This window comes from Erysipelatoclostridium sp. DFI.2.3 (assembly GCF_019132535.1).
Lineage (GTDB): Bacteria > Bacillota_I > Bacilli_A > Erysipelotrichales > Erysipelotrichaceae > Clostridium_AQ > Clostridium_AQ innocuum.
In genome coordinates, this window is sequence record NZ_JAHOOJ010000014.1 from 45,543 (window position 1) to 72,524 (window position 26,982).

At 44.7% G+C, this 26,982-nt stretch carries 25 protein-coding genes; 23 read left to right on the forward strand and 2 right to left on the reverse strand.

What is annotated here, in order from left to right; all coding sequences use genetic code 11:
* Nucleotides 1–144: 144 nt before the first annotated feature.
* The 23 genes from KSZ58_RS14710 to KSZ58_RS14820 all read left to right on the forward strand — a co-directional run bounded on the left by KSZ58_RS14710 (nucleotide 145) and on the right by KSZ58_RS14820 (nucleotide 24,229).
* Entirely contained in the window at nucleotides 145–606 is a 462-nt protein-coding gene (locus KSZ58_RS14710) for a PTS sugar transporter subunit IIA (RefSeq protein ID WP_008818553.1), read from the forward strand.
* 15 nt (nucleotides 607–621) lie between these two features.
* Complete coding sequence (locus KSZ58_RS14715; RefSeq protein WP_008818554.1) at nucleotides 622–936, forward strand: PTS fructose transporter subunit IIB; 315 nt, start codon at nucleotides 622–624, stop codon at nucleotides 934–936.
* A 10-nt stretch (nucleotides 937–946) separates the two neighbouring features.
* Nucleotides 947–1,996, forward strand: a complete 1,050-nt coding sequence (locus tag KSZ58_RS14720; protein WP_217752790.1) for a PTS fructose transporter subunit IIC — start codon at nucleotides 947–949, stop codon at nucleotides 1,994–1,996.
* Between the two features lie 15 nt (nucleotides 1,997–2,011).
* Nucleotides 2,012–2,827 carry a class II fructose-bisphosphate aldolase gene (locus KSZ58_RS14725; RefSeq protein WP_008818556.1) on the forward strand — a complete coding sequence of 272 codons (816 nt, stop codon included), beginning with the start codon at nucleotides 2,012–2,014 and terminating at the stop codon, nucleotides 2,825–2,827.
* 42 nt (nucleotides 2,828–2,869) lie between these two features.
* Entirely contained in the window at nucleotides 2,870–4,840 is a 1,971-nt protein-coding gene (locus KSZ58_RS14730; protein WP_008818557.1) for a transcription antiterminator, read from the forward strand.
* A 130-nt stretch (nucleotides 4,841–4,970) separates the two neighbouring features.
* The gene (locus tag KSZ58_RS14735) at nucleotides 4,971–5,780 is read left to right on the forward strand and encodes a MerR family transcriptional regulator (RefSeq protein ID WP_008818558.1); all 810 of its coding nucleotides are present in this window, start codon (nucleotides 4,971–4,973) and stop codon (nucleotides 5,778–5,780) included.
* Nucleotides 5,777–6,820, forward strand: a complete 1,044-nt coding sequence (locus KSZ58_RS14740; protein ID WP_142419877.1) for a BtrH N-terminal domain-containing protein — start codon at nucleotides 5,777–5,779, stop codon at nucleotides 6,818–6,820. Before KSZ58_RS14735 ends, KSZ58_RS14740 begins: the two co-directional genes overlap by 4 nt.
* 158 nt (nucleotides 6,821–6,978) lie before the next feature.
* Entirely contained in the window at nucleotides 6,979–7,449 is a 471-nt protein-coding gene (locus tag KSZ58_RS14745) for a PTS fructose transporter subunit IIA (RefSeq protein WP_055201199.1), read from the forward strand.
* A 173-nt stretch (nucleotides 7,450–7,622) separates the two neighbouring features.
* Entirely contained in the window at nucleotides 7,623–8,783 is a 1,161-nt protein-coding gene (locus KSZ58_RS14750) for an iron-containing alcohol dehydrogenase (protein WP_002607351.1), read from the forward strand.
* Between the two features lie 813 nt (nucleotides 8,784–9,596).
* Nucleotides 9,597–11,570: a transcription antiterminator gene (locus KSZ58_RS14755; RefSeq protein WP_175627905.1), complete on the forward strand. Its 1,974-nt coding sequence runs from the start codon at nucleotides 9,597–9,599 to the stop codon at nucleotides 11,568–11,570.
* 4 nt (nucleotides 11,571–11,574) lie between these two features.
* Nucleotides 11,575–12,015: a PTS sugar transporter subunit IIA gene (locus KSZ58_RS14760; protein ID WP_008818563.1), complete on the forward strand. Its 441-nt coding sequence runs from the start codon at nucleotides 11,575–11,577 to the stop codon at nucleotides 12,013–12,015.
* A 37-nt stretch (nucleotides 12,016–12,052) separates the two neighbouring features.
* Nucleotides 12,053–12,340, forward strand: a complete 288-nt coding sequence (locus tag KSZ58_RS14765; protein WP_009269779.1) for a PTS sugar transporter subunit IIB — start codon at nucleotides 12,053–12,055, stop codon at nucleotides 12,338–12,340.
* 31 nt (nucleotides 12,341–12,371) lie between these two features.
* Nucleotides 12,372–13,655, forward strand: a complete 1,284-nt coding sequence (locus KSZ58_RS14770) for a PTS sugar transporter subunit IIC (RefSeq protein ID WP_009269778.1) — start codon at nucleotides 12,372–12,374, stop codon at nucleotides 13,653–13,655.
* Nucleotides 13,656–13,665: 10 nt separating this feature from the next.
* The gene (locus KSZ58_RS14775; RefSeq protein WP_054344285.1) at nucleotides 13,666–14,046 is read left to right on the forward strand and encodes a hypothetical protein; all 381 of its coding nucleotides are present in this window, start codon (nucleotides 13,666–13,668) and stop codon (nucleotides 14,044–14,046) included.
* A gap of 39 nt (nucleotides 14,047–14,085) precedes the next feature.
* Entirely contained in the window at nucleotides 14,086–14,922 is an 837-nt protein-coding gene (locus KSZ58_RS14780; RefSeq protein ID WP_009587779.1) for a class II fructose-bisphosphate aldolase, read from the forward strand.
* A gap of 82 nt (nucleotides 14,923–15,004) precedes the next feature.
* Complete coding sequence (locus KSZ58_RS14785) at nucleotides 15,005–15,607, forward strand: AAA family ATPase (RefSeq protein ID WP_009587782.1); 603 nt, start codon at nucleotides 15,005–15,007, stop codon at nucleotides 15,605–15,607.
* Between the two features lie 648 nt (nucleotides 15,608–16,255).
* Nucleotides 16,256–16,783, forward strand: a complete 528-nt coding sequence (locus KSZ58_RS14790; RefSeq protein ID WP_008818569.1) for an RNA polymerase sigma factor — start codon at nucleotides 16,256–16,258, stop codon at nucleotides 16,781–16,783.
* Complete coding sequence (locus KSZ58_RS14795; protein WP_008818570.1) at nucleotides 16,774–17,514, forward strand: hypothetical protein; 741 nt, start codon at nucleotides 16,774–16,776, stop codon at nucleotides 17,512–17,514. Before KSZ58_RS14790 ends, KSZ58_RS14795 begins: the two co-directional genes overlap by 10 nt.
* Complete coding sequence (locus tag KSZ58_RS14800) at nucleotides 17,507–18,682, forward strand: hypothetical protein (protein WP_008818571.1); 1,176 nt, start codon at nucleotides 17,507–17,509, stop codon at nucleotides 18,680–18,682. Before KSZ58_RS14795 ends, KSZ58_RS14800 begins: the two co-directional genes overlap by 8 nt.
* Before the next feature lie 131 nt (nucleotides 18,683–18,813).
* Nucleotides 18,814–19,677, forward strand: coding sequence for an ATP-binding cassette domain-containing protein (locus tag KSZ58_RS14805; RefSeq protein ID WP_009269776.1), 864 nt, complete (start codon nucleotides 18,814–18,816; stop codon nucleotides 19,675–19,677).
* Entirely contained in the window at nucleotides 19,674–21,008 is a 1,335-nt protein-coding gene (locus tag KSZ58_RS14810) for an ABC transporter permease (RefSeq protein ID WP_009269775.1), read from the forward strand. The genes KSZ58_RS14805 and KSZ58_RS14810 overlap by 4 nt, the downstream gene beginning before the upstream one ends.
* Before the next feature lie 300 nt (nucleotides 21,009–21,308).
* The gene (locus KSZ58_RS14815; RefSeq protein ID WP_008818574.1) at nucleotides 21,309–22,976 is read left to right on the forward strand and encodes a hypothetical protein; all 1,668 of its coding nucleotides are present in this window, start codon (nucleotides 21,309–21,311) and stop codon (nucleotides 22,974–22,976) included.
* A gap of 302 nt (nucleotides 22,977–23,278) precedes the next feature.
* On the forward strand, nucleotides 23,279–24,229 hold the full coding sequence (locus KSZ58_RS14820) for a hypothetical protein (RefSeq protein ID WP_233104401.1): 951 nt from the start codon (nucleotides 23,279–23,281) through the stop codon (nucleotides 24,227–24,229).
* Nucleotides 24,230–24,339: 110 nt separating this feature from the next.
* On the opposite strand, the gene KSZ58_RS14825 is transcribed toward KSZ58_RS14820, so the two are convergent.
* Nucleotides 24,340–25,230 (reverse strand): XRE family transcriptional regulator, encoded by an 891-nt coding sequence (locus tag KSZ58_RS14825; protein WP_217752791.1) that lies wholly within the window; start codon nucleotides 25,228–25,230, stop codon nucleotides 24,340–24,342.
* A gap of 114 nt (nucleotides 25,231–25,344) precedes the next feature.
* Nucleotides 25,345–26,967 (reverse strand): recombinase family protein, encoded by a 1,623-nt coding sequence (locus KSZ58_RS14830; protein WP_117943393.1) that lies wholly within the window; start codon nucleotides 26,965–26,967, stop codon nucleotides 25,345–25,347.
* Between the last annotated feature and the right edge of the window lie 15 nt (nucleotides 26,968–26,982).

The following is a 26,982-nucleotide window of genomic DNA, read 5'->3' on the forward strand; positions in this document are numbered from 1 at the left end:
CAGTTTTTCCTTTAAGTATTTTAATATGATTCAGGTAAAAAAAGGTATTGCATAATGTAATAAATTCCAGTTGTAAAAAGGAAAAAGACGAAATTTATATATTTTTAAATTCACTATAATAAAAGTAGATAAAGGAGAAGGAATATGGAGCTGAGAAAGATATTGCATGAAGATGATATTCTGATTCCCATGCAGGCAGATTCAAAAGAGGAAGCAATACGGCAGCTTGCTGAAATGCTGAAGGCACATGAAGTCGTAATGGATATGGATGCGTTTATGAGTGATGTCTTTTTACGGGAAGCGGAAGGAGTTACAGGAATTGGAGACTATATTGCAATACCGCATGGAAAATCGAAGGGAGTGAAAGAAAACAGAATTGCGGTTGGCATATTGCAGGAGCCCATTTACTGGGAGAGTATTGATGAGCTTCCGGTAAAAGTGGTTATCCTCTTTGCAGTCTGCGCCCGAAAGCACGATGCTGATCAGAGTCATTTATCGATGATGGCGGCTGTTGCTAAATCACTGGCTTATGATGATGTGAAGCAGCGACTGTATGAGGCGGAAAGCAGACAGGATGTCATGGAGGCTATTTTATCAAGACAGTGAAAGAAAGGTGAGCGTATGAAAATTGTAGGTATAACAGCATGTACAGCAGGAATTGCACACACGTATCTGGTAAGAGAGAAGCTTGTAAATGCAGCAAGGGAGCTGGGACATGAAATAAAGATTGAAACACAGGGCAGCATTGGCGTTGAGGATATTCTGGACGATCAGGATATTGCACAAGCAGATGTGGTCATTATTTCAGCAGATATTGAAATATCCGGAAGGGAACGCTTTAAAGGGAAAAAAATTCTGGATATGCCAATGAAAATGGTAATGAAGGCACCAAAAAAATTATTGATGCAGATAGAAGAAAAATTGAAAGAAAGCTGAGGTGGAGATAGTGAAAAAATTGCAACTGAAAAAACATGTTCTTACGGGTATTGCCTATATGATACCGGTGGTTGTAGCAGGCGGTATCTGTCTGGGGATTTCCAGGATTTTTGGAGGGGTGGATATTCAGGAAGGAACGATTGCGGCAGCGTTGGAGCAGATTGGAAATGCGGCGATTGGATTCACGGTTCCTGTTATCGCAGCGGGAATCGCGTATTCGATAGCAAATCGCCCGGGTATTGCTCCGGGTCTTGCGGCGGGTACCCTTGCAAATGTTGTTGGTGCAGGATTTCTTGGAGGTCTTGCAGGTGGCTTTATCGCTGGTTACTTTGCATGGCTTGCAAAAACCTATATTAAGCCGCCGAAGCTGATTGAAGGCCTGATGCCAGTGCTTGTTATCCCGGTATTGTCAACGCTTGCTGTTGGCTTGGTATTTATGTATCTGATTGGTACACCTTTGGCAATGATACAGCAGGGTATGACTGACTGGCTTCTCTCCCTGCAGGGGGAATCAGGCTTTTTGATGGGTGCTATTATTGGCGGTATGCGCTTTGATATGGGTGGTCCGTTTGCGCAGGCAGCAGGCGCTTTCTGTGATGCAATGCTTACACAGGGGGTCTATGCACCGAAGGCAGCAAGCATGGTCAGTGGAATGACACCGCCTGTTGGTGTTGCCATCGCAGTATTCTTAGCAAGAAAACGGTTTACAAAGGCAGAGCATGAAGCCGCAAAAACAGCACTTCCGCTAGGCTTATGCTTTATTACAGAAGGTGTCTTTCCATTCCTTGCAAGTGATCCGCTGCGTATTGTAGCGGCATGTACTGCGGGAAGTGCAATTTCCGGTGGTTTGGCAGTAATTTTCGGATGTCTGTGTCCGATTCCGGCAGGTGGTATTTTCGCGATACCGTTTATCACAGAGCCATTCCTGTTTGTGGTTGCTTTCCTTGCTGGTGTAGCTGTAACTGCAGGTGTACTGCTTCTGTTAAAGCCGAATCGTAGCGCAGCTGCCGAGGATACCGAGGAAGACTATGATTTCACCATTGAATTCAATACAAAATAAGAAGGAGAATAGAAAATGCTTGTACCAATGAGGGATTTGCTGGATAAGGCGACGATAGAGGGCTATGGTGTGGTGGCACCAAATGTTATCAACGAATGCACCGCCCGCGTATGTATAGAGGCGGCAGAGGAACTGCATGCACCGCTGATCTTGGATGTAGGCTATGTATTTCACCCGGATTTGGTTTTTCTGGGGCGTATGCTGGAAGAAATGGCTGTTCGATCATCAGTCCCTATTGCCGTTAATCTGGATCATGGTGCAACCTATGAACAGGTCATGTGGGCATTGCGTGCCGGATTTACATCTGTTATGATAGATCGCAGTACTGCATCCTTTGAGGTGAATGTACGTGATACTGCTGAAATCGTAAAAGCTGCACACGCTGTACAGGTCAGTGTGGAGGCAGAACTGGGGCATGTCGGAGACGGCTGTTCCTATGGACGTGAGGCTTGTCTGTATACAGATCCAATACAGGCCGTTGAATTTGTAAAGCAGACAAGTGTGGATTGCCTGGCGATTTCTGTAGGAACTGCACATGGTGTCTATGCGGGAAAGCCGCAGCTCGATTTTAAACGTATCCGTGAAATTCGACAGGCTGTTGATATACCGCTGGTCCTGCATGGCGGCAGTGGAAGCGGTGATGCAAACCTGCAGAAAGCAATACAATGCGGTATTTCCAAAATCAATATTGGCACCGATAATTTTGCAGCTGCTATCAAAGCGGGTGGGCAGGCAGGTGAACCTCATATGGTCTACCATCGGATGCAGCAAGGGTTTAAGGATATGGTTAAGCATTATATGCATATTTTTCATCAGGAGGGGAAAGCATAGAAAGGGGACAGTCTGTCCCCTTTTATAAAAGGAGGTATACCTATGCTGAGCAGAAGGCAGAAAGATATCCTGCAGCAGCTGGAGCGCGCAGATGATTTTATCAGTATACGCACCCTGTGTGAAACCTGTTCCCTGTCTGAAAAGACGATGCTTTCAGAACTAACAGTAATTGAAGCCATCCTTCAGGAACAGGAAATCGGTGTGTTAATTCGCAAACGAGGTAGCGGAGTGTCTCTGCAGCTGCAAAAGAATAAACACAGGCAATACGAAATGCTGCTGCATACCCGGCAGGATCAGGAGGAGGCATTCATTGTAAGGAGTCTGTTCTTTCATAATGCAGACCACGTATGGAGTGAAAAGCGTTTTTGTGAGGTTCTGCATGCGGGACGCCATGTTGTTCACGGCTACCTGCGTGAGCTTTCTGAGTTCTGCTGCAATTATAACATAGTGATCCGCAATCGACAGAAATATGGCATTTTAGTAAAGGGAGATGAGTTTCATATCCGTGATTGTATCATTGCCCTGTTCATGGAACGAAGCGATTACCCGTTTGTAAAGGGGAAGGTTGGACAGATTCTGGATGAGCAGCAGAGCAAGCAGTTTCAAGAGCTGTTTCAGGGATTTTTGTATCATCCGCTTGAAACCTGTGTGTTGGAGCTGGAAAAGGACTGTCATGTATATCTGGATCATATCAGTCGTTTAAATGTCTTCCTGCATCTTTGCATGTGTATTCTGCGTGTCCAGCAGAAGGCTTTTGTGGACATGCGGCAGGAGCAGATGGATATGCTGCATAAAAAGCAGCGCAGCAATCGACTTTTAAAGGTCTTTGAAACACTGGAAGCAATATATCATATTCTTTTGCCGGAGCAGGAAAAATGCTATATTCAGCTGTATCTTGATATTTACGGTCTGGTAGATGATAGTATGTTTGATGTGGTACGTGAGGATTTGGAGCATACCGAGCATTTTCATACCTTTGTAGACCAGTTTCTGGATATATTAAATGGCATTTTGAGTATCAGCATAGATCGTGAGGAGGAATTGATGGAGGGACTGCTCACACATCTTGCAGGAACGATAATACGTTTGAAAAACGGTGTTCGGATTCATAATCCGCTGCTTCATGAGGTTCGCAGCAGCTTTTCATCCATATATCAGGCTACCTGGGCAACCAGTATTTTATTTGACCAATATTATAGCGTGACGATTACAGAGGATGAAATTGCCTACATAGCTTTATATCTTGGTGTCGTTAGAGAAAAGACAGACTACGATTTGCATGTCTGCCTCCTTGTAAAGCGCTATGACAATGTGATTCGTATTTTGCGGGAACAGATTCAGAAGCTGCATCATGCCATAAGGATCGATGATATTATGACTGAACAGGAATATCAGAGCAGGAAGCAGCATCGAAGATGGGATTTAGTGATTGCTACGATTGATCTTCATGATGATTTTCCTCAAATTCATGTAAATGAAATTTTAAAGGAGGAGGATTGCCTGTACATTCGCTCCATTGTAAATCATATATTGGACAAGAAGATTCTGCATAGTGAAAACAATCTGCCGCATGCAGATAGCATGTTCGATGAGAATCTGATTTTTCTTGAACAGTCGGTGGAAAACAAGGAGGAGCTTTTGAAGCAGATTTGTGAAAAACTGCTGAAGGCTGGTTATGTAAAGGAGCCGTTTTTCTCTTCTGTCATGCAAAGAGAACGCGAAATATCAACAGAGATCGGATCAGGTGTTGCCATTCCACACGGCAATGCGCAATATGTTAACGATACAGTGATCGTGTATGCCGGATTGCAGAAGACCATTCCTTGGGGTCGTGACGAGCACGTACAGCATGTGTTTCTGCCGGTGATATCCGTAAGCAATAAAAATGAGGTTGAACGCTCCATCAAGAATTTTTACCGCAGGCTGATTGCTTTGATTGAGCATGGGGAAATCAGAAGGCTGCTGGATATGCGGGATGCCTCAGAGGTAATTGCACATTTTGAAGACATATAAACAGTATACACTTTCAACAAAAAGGAATCGTATACTGTTTTTCAATATCAATTCGCGAAATATGCTATTATCTACTTGACACTCCTGTGCACAGGAACGTTTACAATAAAGCAGAGGGAGGTGAAGCATTATGTACACCATCAGCCAGTTTTCCAAATTGTGCGGTTTAACAGTAAAAGCATTGCGGTATTATGACACGGAGGGAATGCTGAAGCCATCCTTTCGAAAAGCAGAGAACCAGTACCGTTATTACAGTGATGAGGATTTAAAAACGGCACAGATGATTCAGTATCTGCGCTCCCTTGAATTTACCATCATGGAAATAAAGGATATTCTGAATAATAGCAGAGGGGAAGACCTCTCCTATATTCTGCAGGAAAAAATCAGCCGGATGGAGGCTAATATACAGAAAGAAAGGGAGCTGATTCAGCGAATGCGGGAGCATAGCTTTGCACAGGGTGAGGAATATGTGGAAAATACATATGCGATTAATACGGCTACCGTTGCAGGACAACTGATCGCATCCATTCGCTTTACAGGCAGATACCAGGATCTGGATTTGTACATTCCGTTGCTTTACAAAGCTGTAAAAGGAAATGCGAACGATAAACATTTCAATCTGTATCACGATGAGGAATGTAAGGAAGCTGCCGATATTGAATTATGTATTCCCGTGAAAAAGGAGATACACCATCCCTTGCTAACCTGCAGATATCTTGAGAAGCTGCATGCTCTGCATACAACACATCATGGCGGCTATGACACACTCTGGATTGCCTATAAGGCTTTGTTTGCCTATGCGAATGACCAAGGAATTCGCATTCTGACACCATCCAGAGAGGATTACGTGAAGGGACCGGGAATGCTGTTTCGCGGTAACCCGGATGCCTATGTAACGGAAATCTATTTGCCCTTTGCAAGAGAGGAGAACCGTAGATGAAAAATACAGTGGAGAATTTCGTCCCGCAGGGAGGGAAGCACTGCATTACCAATTCCCTGAAACAAATCTTTACGTATTACGGATATCCGATGTCAGAGGAGTTAATGTTTGGGCTGGCCTCGGGATTATCTTTTCTCTATCTGAATCAGGCAGCCTCTCCCATGATCAACGGACGTACCAAGGTATTCGAATTTGAAAAAAAGCTGGCAGACAGATTACAGATTACCATTCACTGTCGGGCCGGTAAGAATTATGAGAGAATATTTCAGACAACAAAGCAAATGATTGATGCCGGCGAACCCGTTCTGGTTTATGTGGATATGCCGTTTCTTCCCTATCTCGGACTGGATGCGCAAAGCCATTTTGGCGGACATGCCGTTGTGCTGTTTGGCTACGATGAGGAACAGCACAAATTTCTCGTCAGTGACAGGGATCAGCAGGATGCTCCCATACAAACGCCCAACGGACTGGTTGCTAAGGACTATCACATGGTGGATTATGAGGATATCAAGCGTGCCCGCAGCAGCAGCTTTCGTCCGTTTCCTGCACAGAATAAGTATCTGACCTTTGATTTTCAGGGATATCGCACCGTGGATAAACAAATATTACGGGAAGCGATTCTGGATACCTGTGACAGCATGCTGCATCCACCGGCTCAGCTGTTGGGTGTTTCCGGTATACTGAAATTCTCCAGAGAAATCAATAAGTGGAAAGCATTTCATGCAGAAAAGCTGAAGCTGGCAGGAATAACAAACTATTTTCAAATCAATGAGAGAGGCGGAACCGGAGGGGGAATCTTTCGCAGAATGTATGGTGATTTTCTGAAGGAAGCTGCCGGTATATGGCAGGATACGCGTTTATTTGAGCTGGGAGAACAGTTTATTGCGGTATCCTTTTTATGGGATGCTGTTGCAGAGCTGCTGTGGAAGCTGTCGCAAACCAAAGATATACGACTGCTGGAAATGATTTCACAGCGTGTGCTGGTGATTTATGAGCGGGAAAGCTCCTTGTATCATGCGCTGTATGCACTTGCCGCTTAGAGGAAGAGGAGGTAATACAGCAGACGAAAGGATAAATCGGAAGATTTCCACGGTACTTCATTCGTGAGAAAAAAGGAAACATTTACCAATGTATATAGCCATGCTGTCTGCTTTCCTGTAAAATATAGCTGAATAGATGCAGACAGGAATTCGTATCGATGGCTGCACAGGTGGAGGAAATGAACATGAATCTGATTACGGAGCAACATATCATATTGGATATGGAAGGCAATACCCAAAAGGAAATTCTGCATGCACTTGCAGAAATTGCATTTCGTGAGGGAAAGGTGAGTGATGCAGATACCTTCTTTCAGGAGCTGTGCAAGCGGGAACAGGAATGCACAACCGGCTTTGGAAAAGGAATTGCCATCCCGCATGCCCGTCATGCCTGTATAAAGGAAGCAGGAATTCTGTTCGTCAGAATGAAACATAAAATAGAGTGGAAATCCATAGATGAAAAGCCGGTGGAAGCAGCTGTCTGCCTGCTTGCCCCGGATGATAAACATGACTTTCACCTCAAGGCATTGTCAAAGCTTGCCCGCAGACTGATGCATGAGGATTTTGTTGACATATTAAAAACGGCAGAGAAACAGCAGATTTTAAGTGAAATTATGGATACGGTATGCTGAAGGATAAATGTGACATCACATGGAAGCTTCCACATGGTATGAATTTCCCGGAAAATATCTGTACAAAGACCTTTTTGACATTTGTCTGTTTTCCATAGGACAAACACTGAAAAAACAGCTATGTTCAAGCTGCTGTGAACGTTGTATAATAAAAGCAAGGAGGGTTTTTGATTATGGAAAACTTTATTTACTCAATTCCCACAGAAATTTATTTTGGTAAGGGGCAGATAGCCAATATCGGCAGAATCGTTTCCGGCTATGGTAGGAAGGCATTGCTGGTTTATGGTGGCGGCAGTATCAAGCGCAACGGTATTTATGATGATGTTGTAAAAATTTTCAAAGAGAACGGCATCGCATGGTGCGAGCTGTCCGGCGTGGAGCCGAATCCGAGAATTACAACGGTGCGCGAGGGTGTGAAGCTGTGCCGTGAGGAAGGTGTTGAAGTTTTAGTACCGATTGGTGGCGGTAGTACCATTGACTGCGCCAAGGTGATTGCTGGTGCTGTCAGCTATGACGGCGATGCATGGGATATCGTTTTAAATCCTGCAAAGGTAGTTAGTGTGCTTCCAATCGTAACAGTTTTGACCCTGTCGGCAACCGGTAGTGAAATGGATACCTTTGCCGTTATCAGTAATCTGGAAACCAATGATAAAATCGGAACGGGGCATGAGGATATGCGGCCGAAGGCATCAATTCTGGACCCAAGCTATACCTGCAGTGTATCCGCATACCAGACTGCGGCAGGTACGGCGGATATTATGAGTCATATCTTCGAATGCTATTTCTCCAATGTACAGGGCTATATGCAGGATCGCATGGCGGAAGGACTGTTAAAGACATGCATTGAATTCGGTGTACGTGCAGTACAAAATCCTGAGGATTATGAAGCGCGGGCAAACCTGATGTGGACCAGTAGCTGGGCAATCAACAATTTCATTAAGCTGGGAAAAACGGTGGAATGGACGGTGCATCCGATGGAGCATCAGCTTTCTGCATATTATGACATCACACATGGTGTGGGGCTGGCTATTTTAACGCCGCACTGGATGGAATACGTGCTGAATGAGGAAACTGTGGAAAAATTTAAAGACTATGGTGTTAATGTATGGGGCATTGACAGGGAAAAGGATCCGTTTGAAATTGCGCATGAAGCCATCAAAAAGACGAAAGACTATTTTGTTGCTATGGGAATTCCGACAACGATGCGCGAAGTGGGAATTAAAGATGAAACAAACTTTGATGTCATGGCGGAAAAAGCTGCAGCGGATTTGAAGGGAGCTTATGTAGAGCTTACGAAAGAGGATGTAAAAAACATCTACCGCGCCGCATTATAAGTATTTTATAAGGAAGCCAAGGCTGCTTTCATACGCAATATAGAGAAAGCCTGTAATACATAAGGTTCTTTCTCGATTGTGGGTAAACTTAACATAGGGAGACTTCCATACGATTGTAGTTAACAATAGTATGAAAGTCTCCCTTTTGCAAACACTCTAACGTTAGAAAGAACCGTGCATAAGCAGGGTTTTTTTCATATGAATCAGTGAGTGAACAATATGCTGGATAAGACTATACAGTTTCTGATGAAGGGTTTCTAAGCAATAACATGATGAGGTTCAAAATAGAACTTCAAGCTTATATAAGGACGCTTACGAAAGGAAGCCTATCTGCCGGTAGATGGTGAAAAAGAATCTGGGATGATACTCGCAGTGTTCGTTGAAATGGCAGGCTATAGCACTTCCTGTACAGGGAGCGATGTGTGATAGCATACTCATATAATGGAATTTCAGTATTTGCTGTTATTTTGGAAAGTAAGAAACCAGTAAACAGAAGCTACATCATTCACTCTTTCCATATAAAAAAAGAGTTGCAGGGCTTTGTAGGATAGCGAAACATTCTGCAGGTCTTGACAGGAGAAACTGAAAGATTGATGAAAAGAAAAAGAAGAGAAGGCATTCATTTTGTCAGGAGTTGTGATGGAACGGATATCATTTTTTTTCGTTTTGTGTCACTATGAATCTGCTTGGTCTATTATAGGAAAGTGATTAGGAAAAGATTTCCTGTTTTTGCCGCAGATAGTGGAAAATGATAGCCTATCAATCCCCCCAATGCTCTTTTATAATAAGACCATAAGCAAGGAGGGAACAGTATTGGAACTATATAACAAACGTATGATTCAGATTCTGGAACTGCTGACACAAAACCGAAAGGTATTGAGCAGCGACCAAATTGCTTTGTCGATCGGCGTGTCATCAAGAACGATTCGAAACGATATAAAGGAATTGAACGGCATCCTTCATGCTCATGGTGCAACCATTCTTTCCGAAGCAGGCAGTGGATATTATCTGAATACGGAACAACCAGAGGCTTTCACAGAGCTCATGGATCAATTGCATGCCGAGGAAGAAAAGGATGCGGATACGATTATCCCCAGTGATCCCAGAGACAGGGCAGCCTATATCATGCAGCATCTGTTAAAAAACACGTTGCGCAATGAAGAAATTATTGATCCCAACGATTTGGCGGATGAGGTGTTTGTCAGTATGTCCACGCTGAAAAAGGATATCCGGCAGATTGATAAAATGCTGGAGCGCTTTTCCTTAAAGGTCGGTATCAGCACAAAGAAAGGTGTGCATATCATCGGAAGTGAAGCCAATATCCGTTATTGCATATCGGAATTTATTTTCAAGCACAACGATGCGCGTGCATCCAGAGAAACGGGATTTTTTGATGATATCGTTAGTGAAGAGCTCTTTTCCCAGCTGCATGAAATCCTTCTGGAAACCATGAAAAAGTATGATATGCGTCTTACGGATATCGCATTCAAGAACCTGATCGTACATATTGTCATTATCTTAAAGCGCTCCTTTCATGAACGGCGTGTGGATTATGAAGAAGCGGAAATCCGTCAGCTGGAAAGTCATATGGAGTTTGCGGCGGCAAAGGAGGTTCTGGCTGTTATTTATCATAAACTGCACATTGATATCACCGATGAGGTGTACTATCTGACGCAGCATTTGATATCCAGTAAGAAGTTTCTTACCACAAACTTTACGGATGAAAATGAGGAGTATGAATTTAAGAAGGAAATTCAGGCAATTCTGTATCGAATCAGGGAGGATACCAATGTTGATCTTTCGGATGATACGCAATTGATCAATGGTTTGGCAGTTCACCTCAGTGTTGCGGTTCAGCGGCTTCGATTCCATATGAATATACGCAACGACTTTCTGGACTATATGAAAAACAATTATCCCTTTGCATTCGAGCTGGCAGTCAAGGCGAGTGAAATCGTGGAGCATGTTTTCTCCATTAAGACAAATGAAAATGAAATTGGTCTTCTTGCGATTCATTTCGGTGCAGCACTGGAGCGGAAGGGCCTGAATGAAAAGCAGAAAATCTTTGAAGCTGTCATCGTATGTGCCTCCGGAATGGCAACCGCAATGCTGATGAAGGAAAGAGTGAAACAGTTTTTCCAGAACCGGATTCATATTGTGAAAACCTGCCCGCTGTATGAGGTAACACAGGCACTGATTGACAGTGTGGACCTCGTACTGACAAGTGTGCCTGTGGAGGCATTCCACAGTGAAAAAATCCTGCAGACACAATTATTGCTGGATGACCGGGATGTCCGCAATATTGAAACCTTCATGACGCATCACCATGAGGACAGCGGATATTTCAAGGAAATCTTTCGGGAGGATCTGTATTTCACAAATCTGAAGCTGAAAACAAGAGATGAGGTACTGCATTTTATTACCGATGCTATGATTGAAAAGGGGTATATGAAGGAGGAAAACAAACAATCCGTATTCAAACGGGAGGCTATGGCGACGACTGAGCTGGGCAGTATGGTTGCCATGCCGCATTCCCTGGAAAATGATATGCTGGAGGCCAGTGTATCCGTAACGATTCTGGATAAACCGATCGTCTGGGATCAGGAAAAGGTACAGGTTGTCCTGCTGTTAAATATACCGAAAAGCAAATACGGCATGTGGGAAGATGTCTTCAAAACACTGTATAAATATCTGATACGTGATTTTGGTGTTCGCAGGCTTGCCAAGGGCTGTACCTATGAAGAGTTTATACGGGATTTGGAATATCAGAGGCAGGGAAAGGAATGAGGTTATGAAGGGAATTGAATTAAGTGAGAAAAATGTAAGGCTGCATGTAAGTGCAAGGGACTGGGAGGAAGCAGTCCGCATCGGCGGCAGGATTCTGGTGGAAAACGGAACCGCAAGGGAAAGCTATGTGGAGGGTATTGTAAATTCAATCAAAGAATACGGACCGTATGTTGTCATATCAAAGGGATTTGCCATTCCGCATACAAGAGCGGAGGATGGTTCTCTGGGCATCGGGTTTTCTCTGATTACACTCAGGGAACCGGTTTACTTCGACCCCAAGGATGATCCGGTTGAGGTCATGATCTGTTTTTCCGCAATTGATTCCCAGACACATCTGGACATATTGAAAATGATTGTGACCTTTGTGGAAAAAGGGTATGTGGAGAAAATTGCAAAGCTGGATACGATCGATGAGCTCAACGCCCTGTTACAGAATGAAGAATAAGGTAGAAACGGCAACCCCGTGAAGATTGGAGGAAAATATGAAAATTTTAATGGTATGCGGTAACGGTCTGGGAAGCAGCTTTGCCTGTCAGATGACAGTGGAAACCGTGCTTCAGGAGCTTGGTGTCAGTGCCTCGCTGGATCATTGTGATCTATCCAGTGTGAAGGGAATGAAGGCGGATCTGATTCTTTCGGGTAAAAACTTTGAGAGCCAGTTCGCAAATCTGGAGCTGACGACACCGACCATCTTTTTGAACCGTCTGGTGGACAAAAATGAAATCAGGGAAAAGCTTGTACCATTCCTGAAGGAACAGGGCAAACTTTAAATTTTAAAAACAAGAGAGGAAGGGAACTACTATGCAAATTATAAATTTTATCATTGACAACATTCTGACACAGGCACCGATCACCATCGCATTGATTGCGATGCTGGGATTGCTGCTGCAGAAAAAGCCGACGGGACAGGTGATCTCGGGAACCTTTAAAACACTGCTGGGCTTCATGGTGTTATCAGCTGGTTCCAATGTCATTGTACAGGCACTTACGTATTTTGGGGCAATCTTTACCGAAGGCTTTGGCATGCAGGGGCTGGTGCCCTCCATCGAAGCGATTAACGGACAGGCAATGGGGGAGCTTGGTCTGGGAAGTGAAATCGCACTGACACTGGGGGCAATCTTCATCTTCAATATCATCATTGCGCGCTTCACAAAATGGAAATATATCTTTCTGACAGGACAGGCACTGCTCTGGATGTCAACGATCTGCGCTGTCTTCGGATACTGGTGCGGACTGCGCGGGGTAACGCTAATTCTTGTCGGTGGACTGATTGGTGGAATCTTCGCTGTTGCCATGCCTGCGATTGCACAGCCTTATGTTAGAAAAATTACCGGCAACGATGATATTGCACTCGGGCATTTCTGTACTGTAGGCTATGTATTAACTGCATGGGTAGGTAAGCTGACCGGTGGTAAGAAATCAGTTTCCACAGAGGAGCTGCAGCTGCCAAAGGGTCTGGAATTTTTACAGGATACCTACTTGTCTATCGGTATCGTCATGATTCCGCTGTTTCTGGTAACGGCTTTCTTTGCGGGACCTGAGTTCTGTGCGGAATATGCAGGGGCAACAAATTATCTGGTACACGCCTTCCTGCAGGCAGTTCAATTTGTCGTAGGCGTATATGTATTGCTAGCCGGTGTCCGTCTGTTACTGGCAGAAATCGTTCCTGCGTTCCGTGGTATTGCTATGAAGCTGGTTCCGGATGCAAAGCCTGCACTGGACTGTCCGGTCTTGTTCCCATATGCACCTAACGCAGTTATTATCGGCTTTGTGAGTACGACGATCGGTTCTGTTATCGGCATGTTTCTCTTCCCGATGTTCGGTCTTCCGATGATCCTTCCGGGAATGATGACCAACTTCTTTGCCGGAGGCTGTGCCGGAATCTTCGGAAATGCGATGGGAGGTACCAGAGGTTGCATTATCTCCGGCATCATTCACGGCTTGTTTATCACACTCCTGCCTGCAATCCTGTCACCGATGCTGGCAGATATCGGATTCCTGAATGCGACCTGTACAGATGTGGATACCATCGTATGCGGGCTGCTGTATGGCTGGCTGTTAAAACCGGTTCTCGGCTTGTTTTAGGAGCTTGTATATGTTCTTTAAACGCAAAGAAAAGAAAGAGGAGCCTGTACAGGAAGAGGTGGTACAGGATACTGGTGAGCTGCTGGCAAACGCACAACGAGCTGTTGCAGAGCTTAAGGATAAGAGTGGAGAGGAACGCATTGCGGCATTAAACGAAATAGGAATCCTGTATGCGGAAGCAAAACAGACTGATGAAGCTATCACATATCTGGAAATGAGTCTTTCGGAAAAGAAGAATCTGGGGAAGGGATATCGTACACTGCTGAATCTGTATAATACCAAACGAAGAGAGGCCGCAAAGGCAAAGGATGATGAGCAGATTCAGTATTATCTTCGTAAGATTGATGAAATGATGGCGATTTCCAAGGAAGTCACGAGAGCCAGCTTTTAAAACCGGAAATGGTATAACAAAAACAAGGAGGAGTTTGGAATGTATAAGAATCTGATAGAAATGTTTAGGGAAAATGAAGGAAAGGGAGCTGTGGGAGCCTTCAATCTGCACTGCTTTGAAATGCTGCCGGCAATGATTGCGGCCGCACAGGAATTGGGAACACCCATCATTATTCAGACGTCTCTGGGGACTGCGGAATATATTGGCTTTGAGGCACTGATTGCTGCTGTCAAAGCATTGGCAAAGAAAGCGGATATCAACGTATGTCTGCATATGGATCACTGCAAATCCATAGAAGCGTTAAAAAAAGCAATTGATCTGGGATATTCCAGTGTTATGTATGACGGCAGTGATCTGCCGCTGGAGGAGAATATCAAAAACACACAGGAGGTCGTTGCCTACGCCCATGAGCGCAATGTATCTGTGGAAGGGGAAATCGGAAGCATTGGAGGAGCAGAGGATGGTATTGTTGTGGAAAAAAGCGATGCCGCCTACACTAAGCCTGCGGATGCAATCCGTTTTGTAAAGGAAACGAATGTGGATGCTTTGGCAGTCGCAATCGGAACTACTCATGGACAGTATAAATCCAAGGCAAACATAAATTATGAGCTGCTGGAAACCTTACAGGATAAGCTGCCGGATGTCGGACTGGTGCTGCATGGCGGTACCGGTGTCAGTGATGAGGATATGAAGCGATGTGCAAAGGGTATGAAGAAAATCAATGTCGGCACGGAATTAAATAAATCTTATATTGAAGAAGTGAATGCCAGCTTCCCGGATGCAACACCGTTAACATCTTTACGAAAGCTGTTTACGCCGGCAAACGATCATATCAAACGTATCATCACAGAAAAATCCACATTATTTAAGATATAGCCAAATGCCCACGGAACGGTGGGCATTTGTATAACAGAATCAGATAACACCTGATGAAAACAAACAAAGGAGAAGCTGTAAAGTGAAAAAGACACTCGTATTGCTGGCAGGCTATCCGGGTACCGGAAAATCCTATCTGATGCGTCAGATTCAGGAAGCATATCCAACATTCCAAATCCTTTCCCCGGATGCCTATAAAGAAGAAATGTGGGATCGTTACGGTTTTGATACGATGGAGGAAAAAGAAGCCGATATACAAAAGGCTTGGATGGAATATTACAAGGATATGGAGGATATGATGCAGATGGATATATCCATTCTGAGCGATTATCCCTTCAGTGATAAACAAAAAAGCAGACTGGGACAATTGGCAGCCACACACGCCTATCAGATTGTGACCATACGGCTTGTGGCAGATTTAGACATCTTGTATGAACGCCAAAGAGCACGTGATCTGGATGATACACGCCACCCGGGACATATTGCCGGCAGCTTTCACAAGGGAGATATACTTCAGAGCAGGGATGAGCAGCCCTGTATGGTCGGTTATGAGGAATTCATGAACCGGTGTAAGAACCGTGGGTATGGAACCTTTGCATTGGGTACGGTGCTAGAGCTTGATGTTACCGATTTCAGCCGTGCGGATTATCCTGCCCTCATGCAGAACCTGAACAGAATATTATGATAAGTCAGTAACTCAGAAAAGCGGTATTTTACATATAAGCGACTAGCTGCTGCTATATCCTTCTGATATACGAAATTAGATAATAGAAATCAAGCTTAAATTTCAGAAAATAATACTTCATTACCAGCAGATCACTTGTCTGCGACAAAAAGATGGAATCTTCCATTTTTTTGAGAAATATGTATAATATAAATTGGCTATCTTTGAAAGATAGTGTTGTTCTTGCACATACCGTAAATGATTTTAGCTAGTTTAGCGGTACATGCAACCTTGGCGGCTTTTGAATTTAACGGGTTCAATTGCTGCCTTTTCTTTTGATAAAACTGATTGATGGGAACATGTTTTATACTCTTTTCGGTGAAAAAGAAAACTATCAGAATCATATAAAATGGCTGCTGTATTAAAAAATGTTTGATAAACAAGAAAATTGAAAAATGAATGAATTTACGAAGATGACAAACGCTTACTGCCTTGTCATCTTTCTTTAAATAACCATGGACATCATTTTTTGCTTCAAATGCCTTAAACTATAATGTTATATCATATAGAAATGAATGAATCTGGTATCATTTATAATGAGTTGAAGAAAATTGATTTTCTTTCATCTTTTCACAATTCACTGCGTTATACAGAATGAGGAGGGGCGTCATGCAGATGAAAATAAATAAACATGCTGTTTCTAAGGAAGCAGAGCTGGAAACAGCCATACGGGATGCCTATCCGAAAGTGTATTCCTACCTGTATCATCGAACACTGGATGCGGCACTGTCCAAGGATCTGACACAGGAAACCTTTTACCGGTTTTACAGACATCTGGATCAATATGAGGAACAGGGAAAGCTGCTGAATTTTCTATACCGTATTGCTAGGCATTTGGTGTATGACCATACCCGCTCCAGACGGTATACGGACGAGCTGCAGGAGGAGCAGATGCGCGATGATACGTATAATGGTGAGCGGCTGTTTCAGAAGAAGGAGGAATTTGTAATTCTTCGTTCATGGATAAGCGAGCGGCCTCCGCATTTGCAGGATGTGCTTCTGCTGCGGTATGATGAAGGACTGAAATACCGGGATATCTCACAGGTTACGGGAATTCATGTTTCCACTGTGAAATCGCAGGTAAGGCTGGCACTCCATATATTGAAAAAACGTGCTCAGAAGGAGGGATGGAAGTGAAAAAAGAAAGGATTCGCCTGGAAACGCTGGAAATACCGGACATACCAGAGGACGATATTGTGGAGGTTATCACAAACGTAAAGGAACTGCTACAAAAGCGTGCTGTGAAAAAATATGAAAGCAGTATACTGAAAAGTCTGCGTGAGCTGCTGTATGTACATGGTTGGAAAAGTATTGTATTACAGGGGGGACTGACACTGCTTGTGGCACTAGCTGTATGGCTGTGTCTGCCAAATGGATATAAAATGAATTCTGTAGCCTTTCTTTCACTTGGAAGCTCTCTGTTGTCTGTTGCTGTTACAGTAGAGGTTTTCCGATGTGATATCTATGGTATGAAGGAGCTGGAAATGGCGTCGCCTTATTCGCCGCAGCGTATGCTTATGTGGAAAATGCTTCTGCTGGGGGGGATCTCCTTTCTGGGTATTCTGATTATCGCAGTCAGCATCTCCCTGCAAACGGATATTCATCTGCTTACGCTGCTGTATAGCGGCTTTATTCCGTTTTTGCTGCTGAATGCCTTTACCTTACACCTATATGCCCATGATCAGGTTTTGCAGGTGTTTCTGACGGTATACGGCTTTGCGGCAGGTGGTCTTGTCCTGCTGGAGCTGTTTGGAGTGGGATATTGGATCGGTTTTCTGGAACAATATGGCGGGCAGCTGTTTCTTGCTGTTCTGGTATACAGCGGTTATGTCCTGTGGGATCATTGCAGGAGGAATCTTCATGTGTAGACTGTGTCTGCGTGAGCTGCATAAATTTTTCCACTCCCGGCTGCATTGTGCCCTGCTGTGTGTCCTGCTGCTGTTTCCGCTTCTGCATCTTGCTTTTACGCTGCATGCGCAGACACAGGAGCGCTACGCCTTGCTCAATGATAAGGTATTGAACGCAAAAGAAGCAAAAGCCATAGCGGACGATCTGCGCAGAAGCATGTCCGGGACAGTGCAGAAGAGCTGGATTGCCGATCGAAAGCAGGAGCTGGAAAAGCTTGTCGAGCAGGGAATCCAGAAAGAGGATATTCGCTATCAAACACTGGATCAGGCATACTGGGACGGCTATCGTACCATGGAAATGGTGGATGCCATACGATTGGACCCGCAGACACCTGCTATCGTACGACATGATTTGAACACACACCAATGGCGCTATGGTCCATACGAGGGCTGGATGAGCCGCATGAAGATATTTGAGGACACTGCCAAGCTGTATGCACTCTTCTGCCTGTTTCTGTTTGGAAGCATGTTTAATCAGGAGGAATCCTGCGATATGCTGGAGCTGTTGAAAAGCTGCCGAAAGGGGAGAAGGAAGCTTGCCTGTGCCAAACTGATTGTCTCTTTTTCACTGGCACTCATGCTGGCGGCCGCGCTGTATATCATACTGTCTGTATCAACCTCCATGATCCTGGACTTATCCGGTGGGGATACGACACTCATGATGCTGAGAACACTGCATATCTATACATTTTCACAGATTGATTTGCAGGCGCTTGGATTGTTGCTGCTGAGTGGAATAGCGTGTACTCTGTTTGCTGTCTTCACCTCCGTCATAGTAAAAAAACCGGCAGTTTCGCTGGGACTTGGCATGCTCTTTTTTCTATTGCCGATGCTGATAGCGATGGATGGTCTGCAAACCTCGTGGACATCATTTTTTCCATCCAATTTCCTTTCCTTTCGGGCAATTGATCAGCTTATGACAACGCCATGGCTTGCTGTTTTGGGAAACCTCTATCATCGTCTGCCCCTGTTGTCCGTTGTATGGAGCTTTCTGTGTATCGTGCTGATTCCGGTTATGATTGCAAAACACAGCAGCATCCGTTCATGGTCGATCATGCGCATGATGAGTACATTGGGGAAGAGTACAAAACGGAAACCGAACCATACCGATCATAATATCCGTTCATAGGCTAATCATAGAAGTCTGTACAGCTTCCGCGATGAAGGTGGAGTGAGGGAAAGAACAGAAATGAAGTGATCCGGCAAATGAAACATGCAGAAAATTATATACTTGTATTCAGCAAGAGATAGGAGATTTATATGAATGTAAAACTGGAACAGCTGTCCAAGCACTTTGGAAGCGTCATTGCGGTTCAACATATGAATGCCGTATTAAAGCCGGGAATCACCGGTCTTCTGGGAGCGAATGGCAGCGGAAAAACCACACTGCTGCGCATGATGGTCAACGTACTGCCTCCGGATGAGGGACATATCCTATACGGTGATATTGACATACGGGAAAAACGGGAGGAATATCTTGCCAATATCGGCTATATGCCGCAGCATCTGGGTATGTATCCAACCTTTCGGGTTGAGGAATTCCTTCAGTATATGGGGGCTGTCAAGGGCTTGACGAAGTCCTATACGACGCAGCGTATACAGGAGCTTCTTCCTGCAGTTCACCTGGAGCCACAGCGGAAAAAGAAGATTCGGACGCTTTCCGGCGGCATGCGGCAGCGCCTTGGCATTGCACAGGCACTCCTGAACGATCCTGCTGTCCTGATTCTCGATGAACCGACCGCAGGGCTGGATCCAAAGGAACGAAACCAGTTTTTCCAGCTTTTAAGCGAGATGTCCAAGGATAAAATCATTTTACTGTCAACACATATTGTCAGTGATGTGGAAGCCATAGCCGATCAGATTATGATCATGAAAAAGGGTTGTCTGATTGCCCATGATACACCGCAAAAGCTTCTTTCGATGCTGGACGGCAGGGTGAAGGAGCGTCAGGTATCACAAAAAGAGCTGGAGCAGCTGCGTGGGCATGCCGTTATTTGCTATCAGCGTGCATCAACACAGGGAACACTTGTCCGCTATCTGGATGAAACAGGCAGGGATGCCTGCAGTGTGGAGCCGACCCTGAACGATTTGTATTTATATCATTTTCAGGAGGAAGAGGCATGAGACTGTATTTGCTGGAATGTAAAAAAATAATGACCTCCCGCTTTCATCTGATTCTTTTACTGCTGTTTATGATGCTTCCGATGGTCATTTTTCAAAATAGAATTACGGATACCGGAGAAAATACGAATCCTTATCGGCATGCGGATGGAAGCAGGATGAGCAAGGAAGAAATTCAGGAGGAAGTGCATCATGAAAAATTAAAATGGACCGGTACCATGGATACGGCGTGGTGGAACCGTTTAAAGGTGGCAAAAAAAGCGGCAGATAAACGCATAGATACACATTTTTTCAACATGGAGAAAATGAATGCACTGTATGGGAAAGACTGGTATGAGGATTATCAAAGCAATAAAAGAGGTTACGCCTATGCAGATGATACAAAGGAAGCAAAAAAAGGAAAGCGGATTCTCTATCTGCGCGAGGAGTTTCTACCGAATTATAAAGAGGATATCGCAGATGAGGTGGTCAGCATGCTATATTTGAATTATGGAAAGACTATGCTAGCGGATAAGCCATGGAACAGTGAGGATGGCACCTTTGGGACGATGTACAGCTCATTTAATAATGAAAAGGTCGCAGCCCCGGTATATTCCCTTGATGTGAGCAGGGCTGAGCTTCAGCTGCTGAAGGATTACATGAATGAAAAGAAATCCTTTCATTATGGAGACAGCAGAGAATGGTTTTCCTTACTGGAAACCTACTCCACAGTAGGCATCGTGCTTATGGTGTGGGTACTGGTGATATCCAGCAGTGTGATCAACAGGGAGCGTAAACAGAATATGCTGGAGGTGCTCAGCTCCTGCAGCAGAGGCGGCAGCGCTTTATTCTTGTCCAAGCTGGCCGCTGTGATAACCTGTGCACTGATCGGCTTGCTGCTGATGATTCTGCCGGTAACACTGTATGCGTGGCTGTCCGGAAATCTTGGTGATATGGCAGTAAATATAACCGAGGGTCTGCATATGATTTCTGTATTTACCTATCAGGAGGGATTCTTCATATCAATGGAGGTCCTTGTACTGGGAGCTGTGGTCTGTGCAATTCTGGGAACACTTGCCTCCACCTGTCTGAAATCCTCCTATGTATCTCTTGGACTCTGCATGCTGTGTATGCTTGCAGGTACTGCTCTGTCCTCCTACGCATCGTGGATGAAGCTGTTTCCCTTTAAATTTATGGAACTTACATGTGTCGCAGTCAGAGGCTTCACCTGCAATCTGTTTGATCAGGCCTTTTTCCTCTGGAAGCTGCTTCCTCTTGTATGGATTCCCTGCAGTTTTCTGCTTTGCTATGCAACCCTGCGCATCTATCGTTCCCGCTCTTATCACAGAATTTAGAAGCTATAAAGCATGAAAAGGAACATGCTGTCCATGAAAGAGGATGCAAGGCTTAGCTGTAGCTGGAATAAGCTGAAATGAGGATATATATCCTATACGTGATTGATTGCACCCCTGTGGATATGAGGAAGGGGGGACCTTTATTCATAAACAAGGTCAATGGACTTAACTGGTAACAGATATGTTTGCACAGCATAGAGCTAACGTAGTTGTTTGAAAGACAAACTTATATGGAAAACAGTGTACGAACAGGCCGGAATATGATATATTTATAACAAATTCAAAAGCGAGGGATAAGCAATGAAGAAATATATATATTTTCTGATTCCTGTATATGCACTGTACATATTCGGAATGTTTTATGTGATGCTGCCACCATTGAACTGGCATGCACCAGCTTTCTGGAAGTTTCTGGCACTGAGTGCAGGACCGCTTCTGGTGCTGCTGATCGTGTTTTCCTTTACCAAGCGTCAGATCGATTCCTTTCAGAACTGGCGTTCATCCTTTCATAACAAGAATGCCGTTAACCTGACCAGTGAACAGAAGCGCTGGGGAACAATCTGCAAGGCTTCCATTCTGGCACTGATGTTTGTGGTTGTCTTTCCATCCGCAGCTACTCTGGTTACTTCACGCATTTTCCATGCAAAGGCATTCTCACAGAGAATTGAACCAAAGGATGTGGAATTCAGCGAGGTTCCGCAGGTGGATTTCAAAAAGACACCGATTATTGACCGTGACAGCTCCATCCGTCTGGGAGATAAGGTTATGGGAAACATGACCGAATGGGTTTCGCAGTTTGATGTCAGCAATGAGTATACACAGATTTCCTATAAGGACAGTGTGTATCGTGTGACACCGTTAACCTATAACGGATTTATCAAATACTTTAAAAACAAGAGCGGCGGGGTGCCTGCCTATATCACGGTGGACAGCACCAGTGGGAAAACAAAGCTGGTAAAGCTGAAGGATCTCGGAATGGATGGTATGAAGTATGTTCCATCTGCGTATTTCAATGAAAACCTGAGCCGTCATTTGCGTTTCCAGTATCCGACTGAAATTTTCGGAGAGCCATCCTTTGAAATTGATGAGGAAGGAAGACCATGGTACATTTGTACAACCTACACGTATTCCGGCGTTGGAAATAAGAAACGTGTCACCGGAGCTGTGTTTCTGGATCCGATTACCGGTAAGAGTGAGAAATATGACACCAAGCATATTCCATCCTGGGCAGACCGCATTTATCCGGAATCTCTGGTCGTGGAGGAGCTGGATGACAATGGCAGTCTGAAGAAGGGGTTCTGGAACTCCCAGTTTGGACAGACCGGTGTCATTGTAACCTCCGAGGGCTATAACTATCTGGAGAAAAACGGCGATATCTGGCTGTATAGCGGACTGACCTCGGCGAATGCGGATGAATCCAATCTGGGCTTTGTACTGGTAAATCTGCGTACACATGAAGCCATGAAAATCGCTACGGCGGGCGCCAATGAAAAGAGCGCGATGAAGAGTGCGCAGTCTGAGGTGAAAAACTACGGTTATCAGTCCACCTTCCCGTTACTGATCAATATTAAGGGGAATCCGGTATATCTGATGTCGTTAAAGGATAACGGTCTGATTAAGATGTATGCGACGGTTTCTGCTGTGGATTATCAGAAGGTGGCTACTGTATATACGGATGAAGGTCTGGATGCACTGTTTAAAAAGACACTGAATCTTTTAGGAAGCGGCAGTGAGGACAGTATCAGTAAGGAGTCCTTAAAAACAGAAGATATCACGGTTGCCGGAGTGGAAAAAATCAACATGGACGGTAATACGATTTACTATATTCAATCGGAAAAGGGCGATATCTACAAAATCAGCTTTACGACGAAATATGAAAACCAGCTTGTCTTCTTAAAAAGCGGCGATAAGCTGAGCATATCCTATATCGATGCCGAGGGCATTAAGACGATTAAGGAATTGAAATAATAAGAAAGCCTCCACTCATGGAAATGTATCTTTACCTCCGTGAATGCGAGGCTTTTATGTTTGCATCTTTATTTTTTATATACGGACTAAAAGAGATGCGATACGGTATGTAAAATCGGTTTAAATATAGGAAAAAGGTTTCCAATCCGTGCTATTTACTCGCTTTTCCTGTATAATATTGCCATACGAATAAAAGGAGAAATGCATGGAACAAATAAAAGAAACGCCTAAAGTTTTCAGAATCACCGCTGTGTCCGATTGCGGCTGATGTCATCAGTGATGGAGAAAGTATTTATTTTTATATGTATGATCTGGATTTTGAAAATGAACGGCTGATTGCCCGCTCTGCCTGCTGGGTGAAAAATCTGGTGGAGGCACCTCTTACCTTTCAGAAAGATAAAATCGAAGAGGATCATCAGCCGGTACTGCCAAGTATGTTTGTGGATGAGGATATGGATATAAAGCCGTGGAATGAGGCTGAGCTGGAAATTGTCTGGAGTAAGGAAGGACATATCGCCGGTTTACTGCATAACGATGAAATCGTCTGCGTCATACCATCCTGGGCAGACGGTCATAACTTTCCCGGCTATGCGCTGTATGCGAAGGAAAACAATATGGTTGCGTGGAAGCTGAAGGATGCCAGTCCCATGGTGGAACGGATACTGGAAGGGAAGGCTTTCTGGAAACAGGAATTTAATGAGGTGTGGAAAACCTATAACACTCCTTATTTCTCACAGCTCAGTGATTTGTTCGGGGCTGCTACCAACTGCTATGACTTAAACAAGGACCGTTTTCCAAGCAGACTGCTGTTAACCTTTGAAAAGGATGGGATGTCGTATGCCTTTACCATTGGTGCCGGTATGTTTTCCATGCCGAATGCAGACCGTTATTATGCGGAGTATGAAGACTACGCCCGATGTGAATACGCAGTTCAATACCCGAGCAGTTTGTTGAGCAGGGAAGAGGAAATGGAGCTGTTCTCCTCGATTGCCGGCCTGTGTTCACTTCCATGGCATGCGATTGACTGTGTCGGACATGGGCATACACTGGATATCCCAATCAAAGATAAGTATGGCTGTGTGCTGATCGATGATGAAAAAAGCGGGGATCCGTTACCTCTGCATTTAAAAAAGGAAGGCGTACATGTATACTGGATTCGCAGTGTGGAGGATGAGGTTTTTGCACAGCTCAAGGATGAGGAAAAGAAAGAGCAGCTGCTGGAGCAGCTCTGCCTGCATACCGAATTGCTGTAAGGTACAGTACGAAAACATCTATATACGTATACGGGAGAAAGGCAAAAAGAACAGAACCATATGTGAGCGCTCTGTTCTTTTTATCTGGAATCCTCTGTATTTTCCTGCATCTATTCTTTCCTTAACAAGGCGATTTCCTCTTTCAGTAGCTGCTGTACACTGTCAAATGATAAGATGGAAGACTGTGCCATATCCTCTAACATATCTTTTATGTGCGTCTGCATGATTCCCTTGGAAAGCCCCTGAGCGTTCAGCTCTACATGATCAAACCAGGGAATGTCATGTAGCTGCATCTGCCGCTGCTTCTGTAGATTGTCCATTGATTTCAACTGCTCGATATATTCCTTTACATAGCGAAGAGTGGCTGCTTCATCATGCAGTGCCGCACTGTAGATATACAGCTGAGACATTACCGAGAGAGGGAGCTGAAACAGGTGGCTTAAGCCTTCCATCAGCTGCAGATAGCTTCTTAACATATCCATACGGTTGTTGCGCTTTGCCAGATTACACATATTTAACAGGATCATGCCTATCTGATGATAGTGGGAAAACAGCTGAGCCTGCAGCATATGCATAGCCTCGTCTTCATCCTTGATCTGCATGGCAAGCGTACCTTCCAGAGAAGAGGTATCCGCAAGTCTGGGCAGTTTCTGCAGCAGCTGCAGACCTTCCTCATAGCGCTGTTCCATTGCCAGAAAATTCACCAGGAGGATGCCGGCAAGCTGCTTTTTCTCTAAATCCGCTGACTGTGAAACCTCCTGTGCCAGCTGCTTTGCCAGTGCCAGAAACTCATTTGCCTGACCTTCCTCCTGAAGCAGAAGAAGTACCTGCATAGATAAGCGGGCAAACGATAATTTCAGGCTCTCACTGTTGGGATACTGCCGTAAAACTTTTTTCACATATGCCATGGCTTCAGGGAAAGGTGCACTTTGAAACTGTCCCAGCATTTCTTCACATAGCCTGTTCACCTGCTCCTCGCTCAGATTTTTTTCAAAATTCAACAGCTCATCAATACTGATATCAAAAATTCGTGCTAAAATGGGAAGTGTAGATATATCGGGACAGCTGCTGCCCGTTTCCCTTAATTAAAGATATTGTTGGGTAAAAAAGAAAGGTCAGTCGATTTTGCCGATGAAGCGGTAGTAGATTTCTACTTCCTGCTCACGACTTCCGTCCTCGCCCTTGACAGCTTCGTGGACGGTTACTTTTTCAATTAGAGTGTTCAGAAGTTCGGCGGTCAGCTCCACAGGGTTGACATACTGTTTCATTAGGGCAATCCACTTTTCAGCATCCGCTGCGGTCTGTACGGCGGCTTCCATCATTTCGTGAAGCTGTCTTATTTTTGTTTCAAGCTCCTTTTGCTCGTTCTGGTACTTCTCGGACAGCATATTGAAGTTATACTCGGTTATGCGTCCGGCAGACCAGTCCTCATACATTTTAGCAAACAGCCCGTCAACCTCGGCTTTACGCTTCTCTGCCTTTTTCAGCTCCGCAGCCTGCTTTTTCTTCGCAGAGTTTCTTTCCCTGTCGCTGGCATTGAGTAGCCGTTTCAGCAGCTTGTCCTCGTCTTTCTGTACCATCATAGACCAGTATTGCAGTCTTGCAAGCACATAGGCATACAGTACATCATAGCGGATATAGTGCATGGAACACTGGCGTAATCCCTGTCCGTTCTTGCTGCAATGGTAGTACCCGTATGGGTTTTTGTTCTGCTTGTTTTCCCCATAGGCTAAAGACCATCCGCAGTCTGCACATTTTATCAATCCTGCGAAAATCTGTGTCGTACCGTTTCTGCGTTTCCTGCGTCTGCTTGCAATCAGCTCTTGAACTTTTTGGAACACTTCTTCGGAAATGATGGCTTCGTGGGTATTTTCCACACGATACCATTCTTCCTGCGGCTTCCGCACCTTTTTCTTGTTCTTGAATGAAATGTTGCTCTGCTTGTTGTGAACGCTGTGACCGATGTAGGTTTCCTCTTTCAAAATGCTCTTGACCTGTGCAATCGTCCACGCATAGGCTTTTTCTGCGGGCGCACCGGCGTAGATATTGGCGAAAGTCCCGTATCTTTCATAGTTCAGCCAGCCGGGGGTAGGTACTTTTTCCTCCACCAGAATCCGTGTAATGCTGGCGGCTCCACGCCCGTGTACAGCAAGGTCAAAAATCTTCTCTACAATCCAGCGTGTTTCCGGGTCGATCAGAAGATGACCTTTTTTGTCCGGGTCTTTTACATAGCCCAGCGGTGCATAGGCTCCATAGTGTGCGCCATTGGCAAATCTTGTGTGCATGGCAGCCTTGACCTTTTTGCTGGTCTGTCGGGCGTGCATTTCATTCAGGATGTTTAAGAACGGTGCAAGCTCGCTTTCTCCGTTGATGGTGTCCACATTGTCATTGATGGCAATGTAGCGTACTCCCTTGCTGGGGAAATAGATTTCCGTGTACTGACCGGTCAGGATATAGTTTCTTCCCAGACGGGATAAGTCCTTTGTGACAACGCAGTTGATTTTCCCGTCTTCGATGTCATCAATCATCCTTTGGAAACTTGGACGCTCGAAATTTGTCCCACTCCATCCGTCGTCAATGTACTCGTCTACAACGGTCAGCCCATGCTCTGCGGCATACTGTCTTAGCATCATGCGCTGGGTCTGGATACTGCCGCTTTCCCCCTGTAATTCATCGTCACGGCTCAATCTCAAATATAGTGCAGTGTTATAAATCGTTGTATTGTATGGTTGTTTCACGGTTAAAAATCCTCC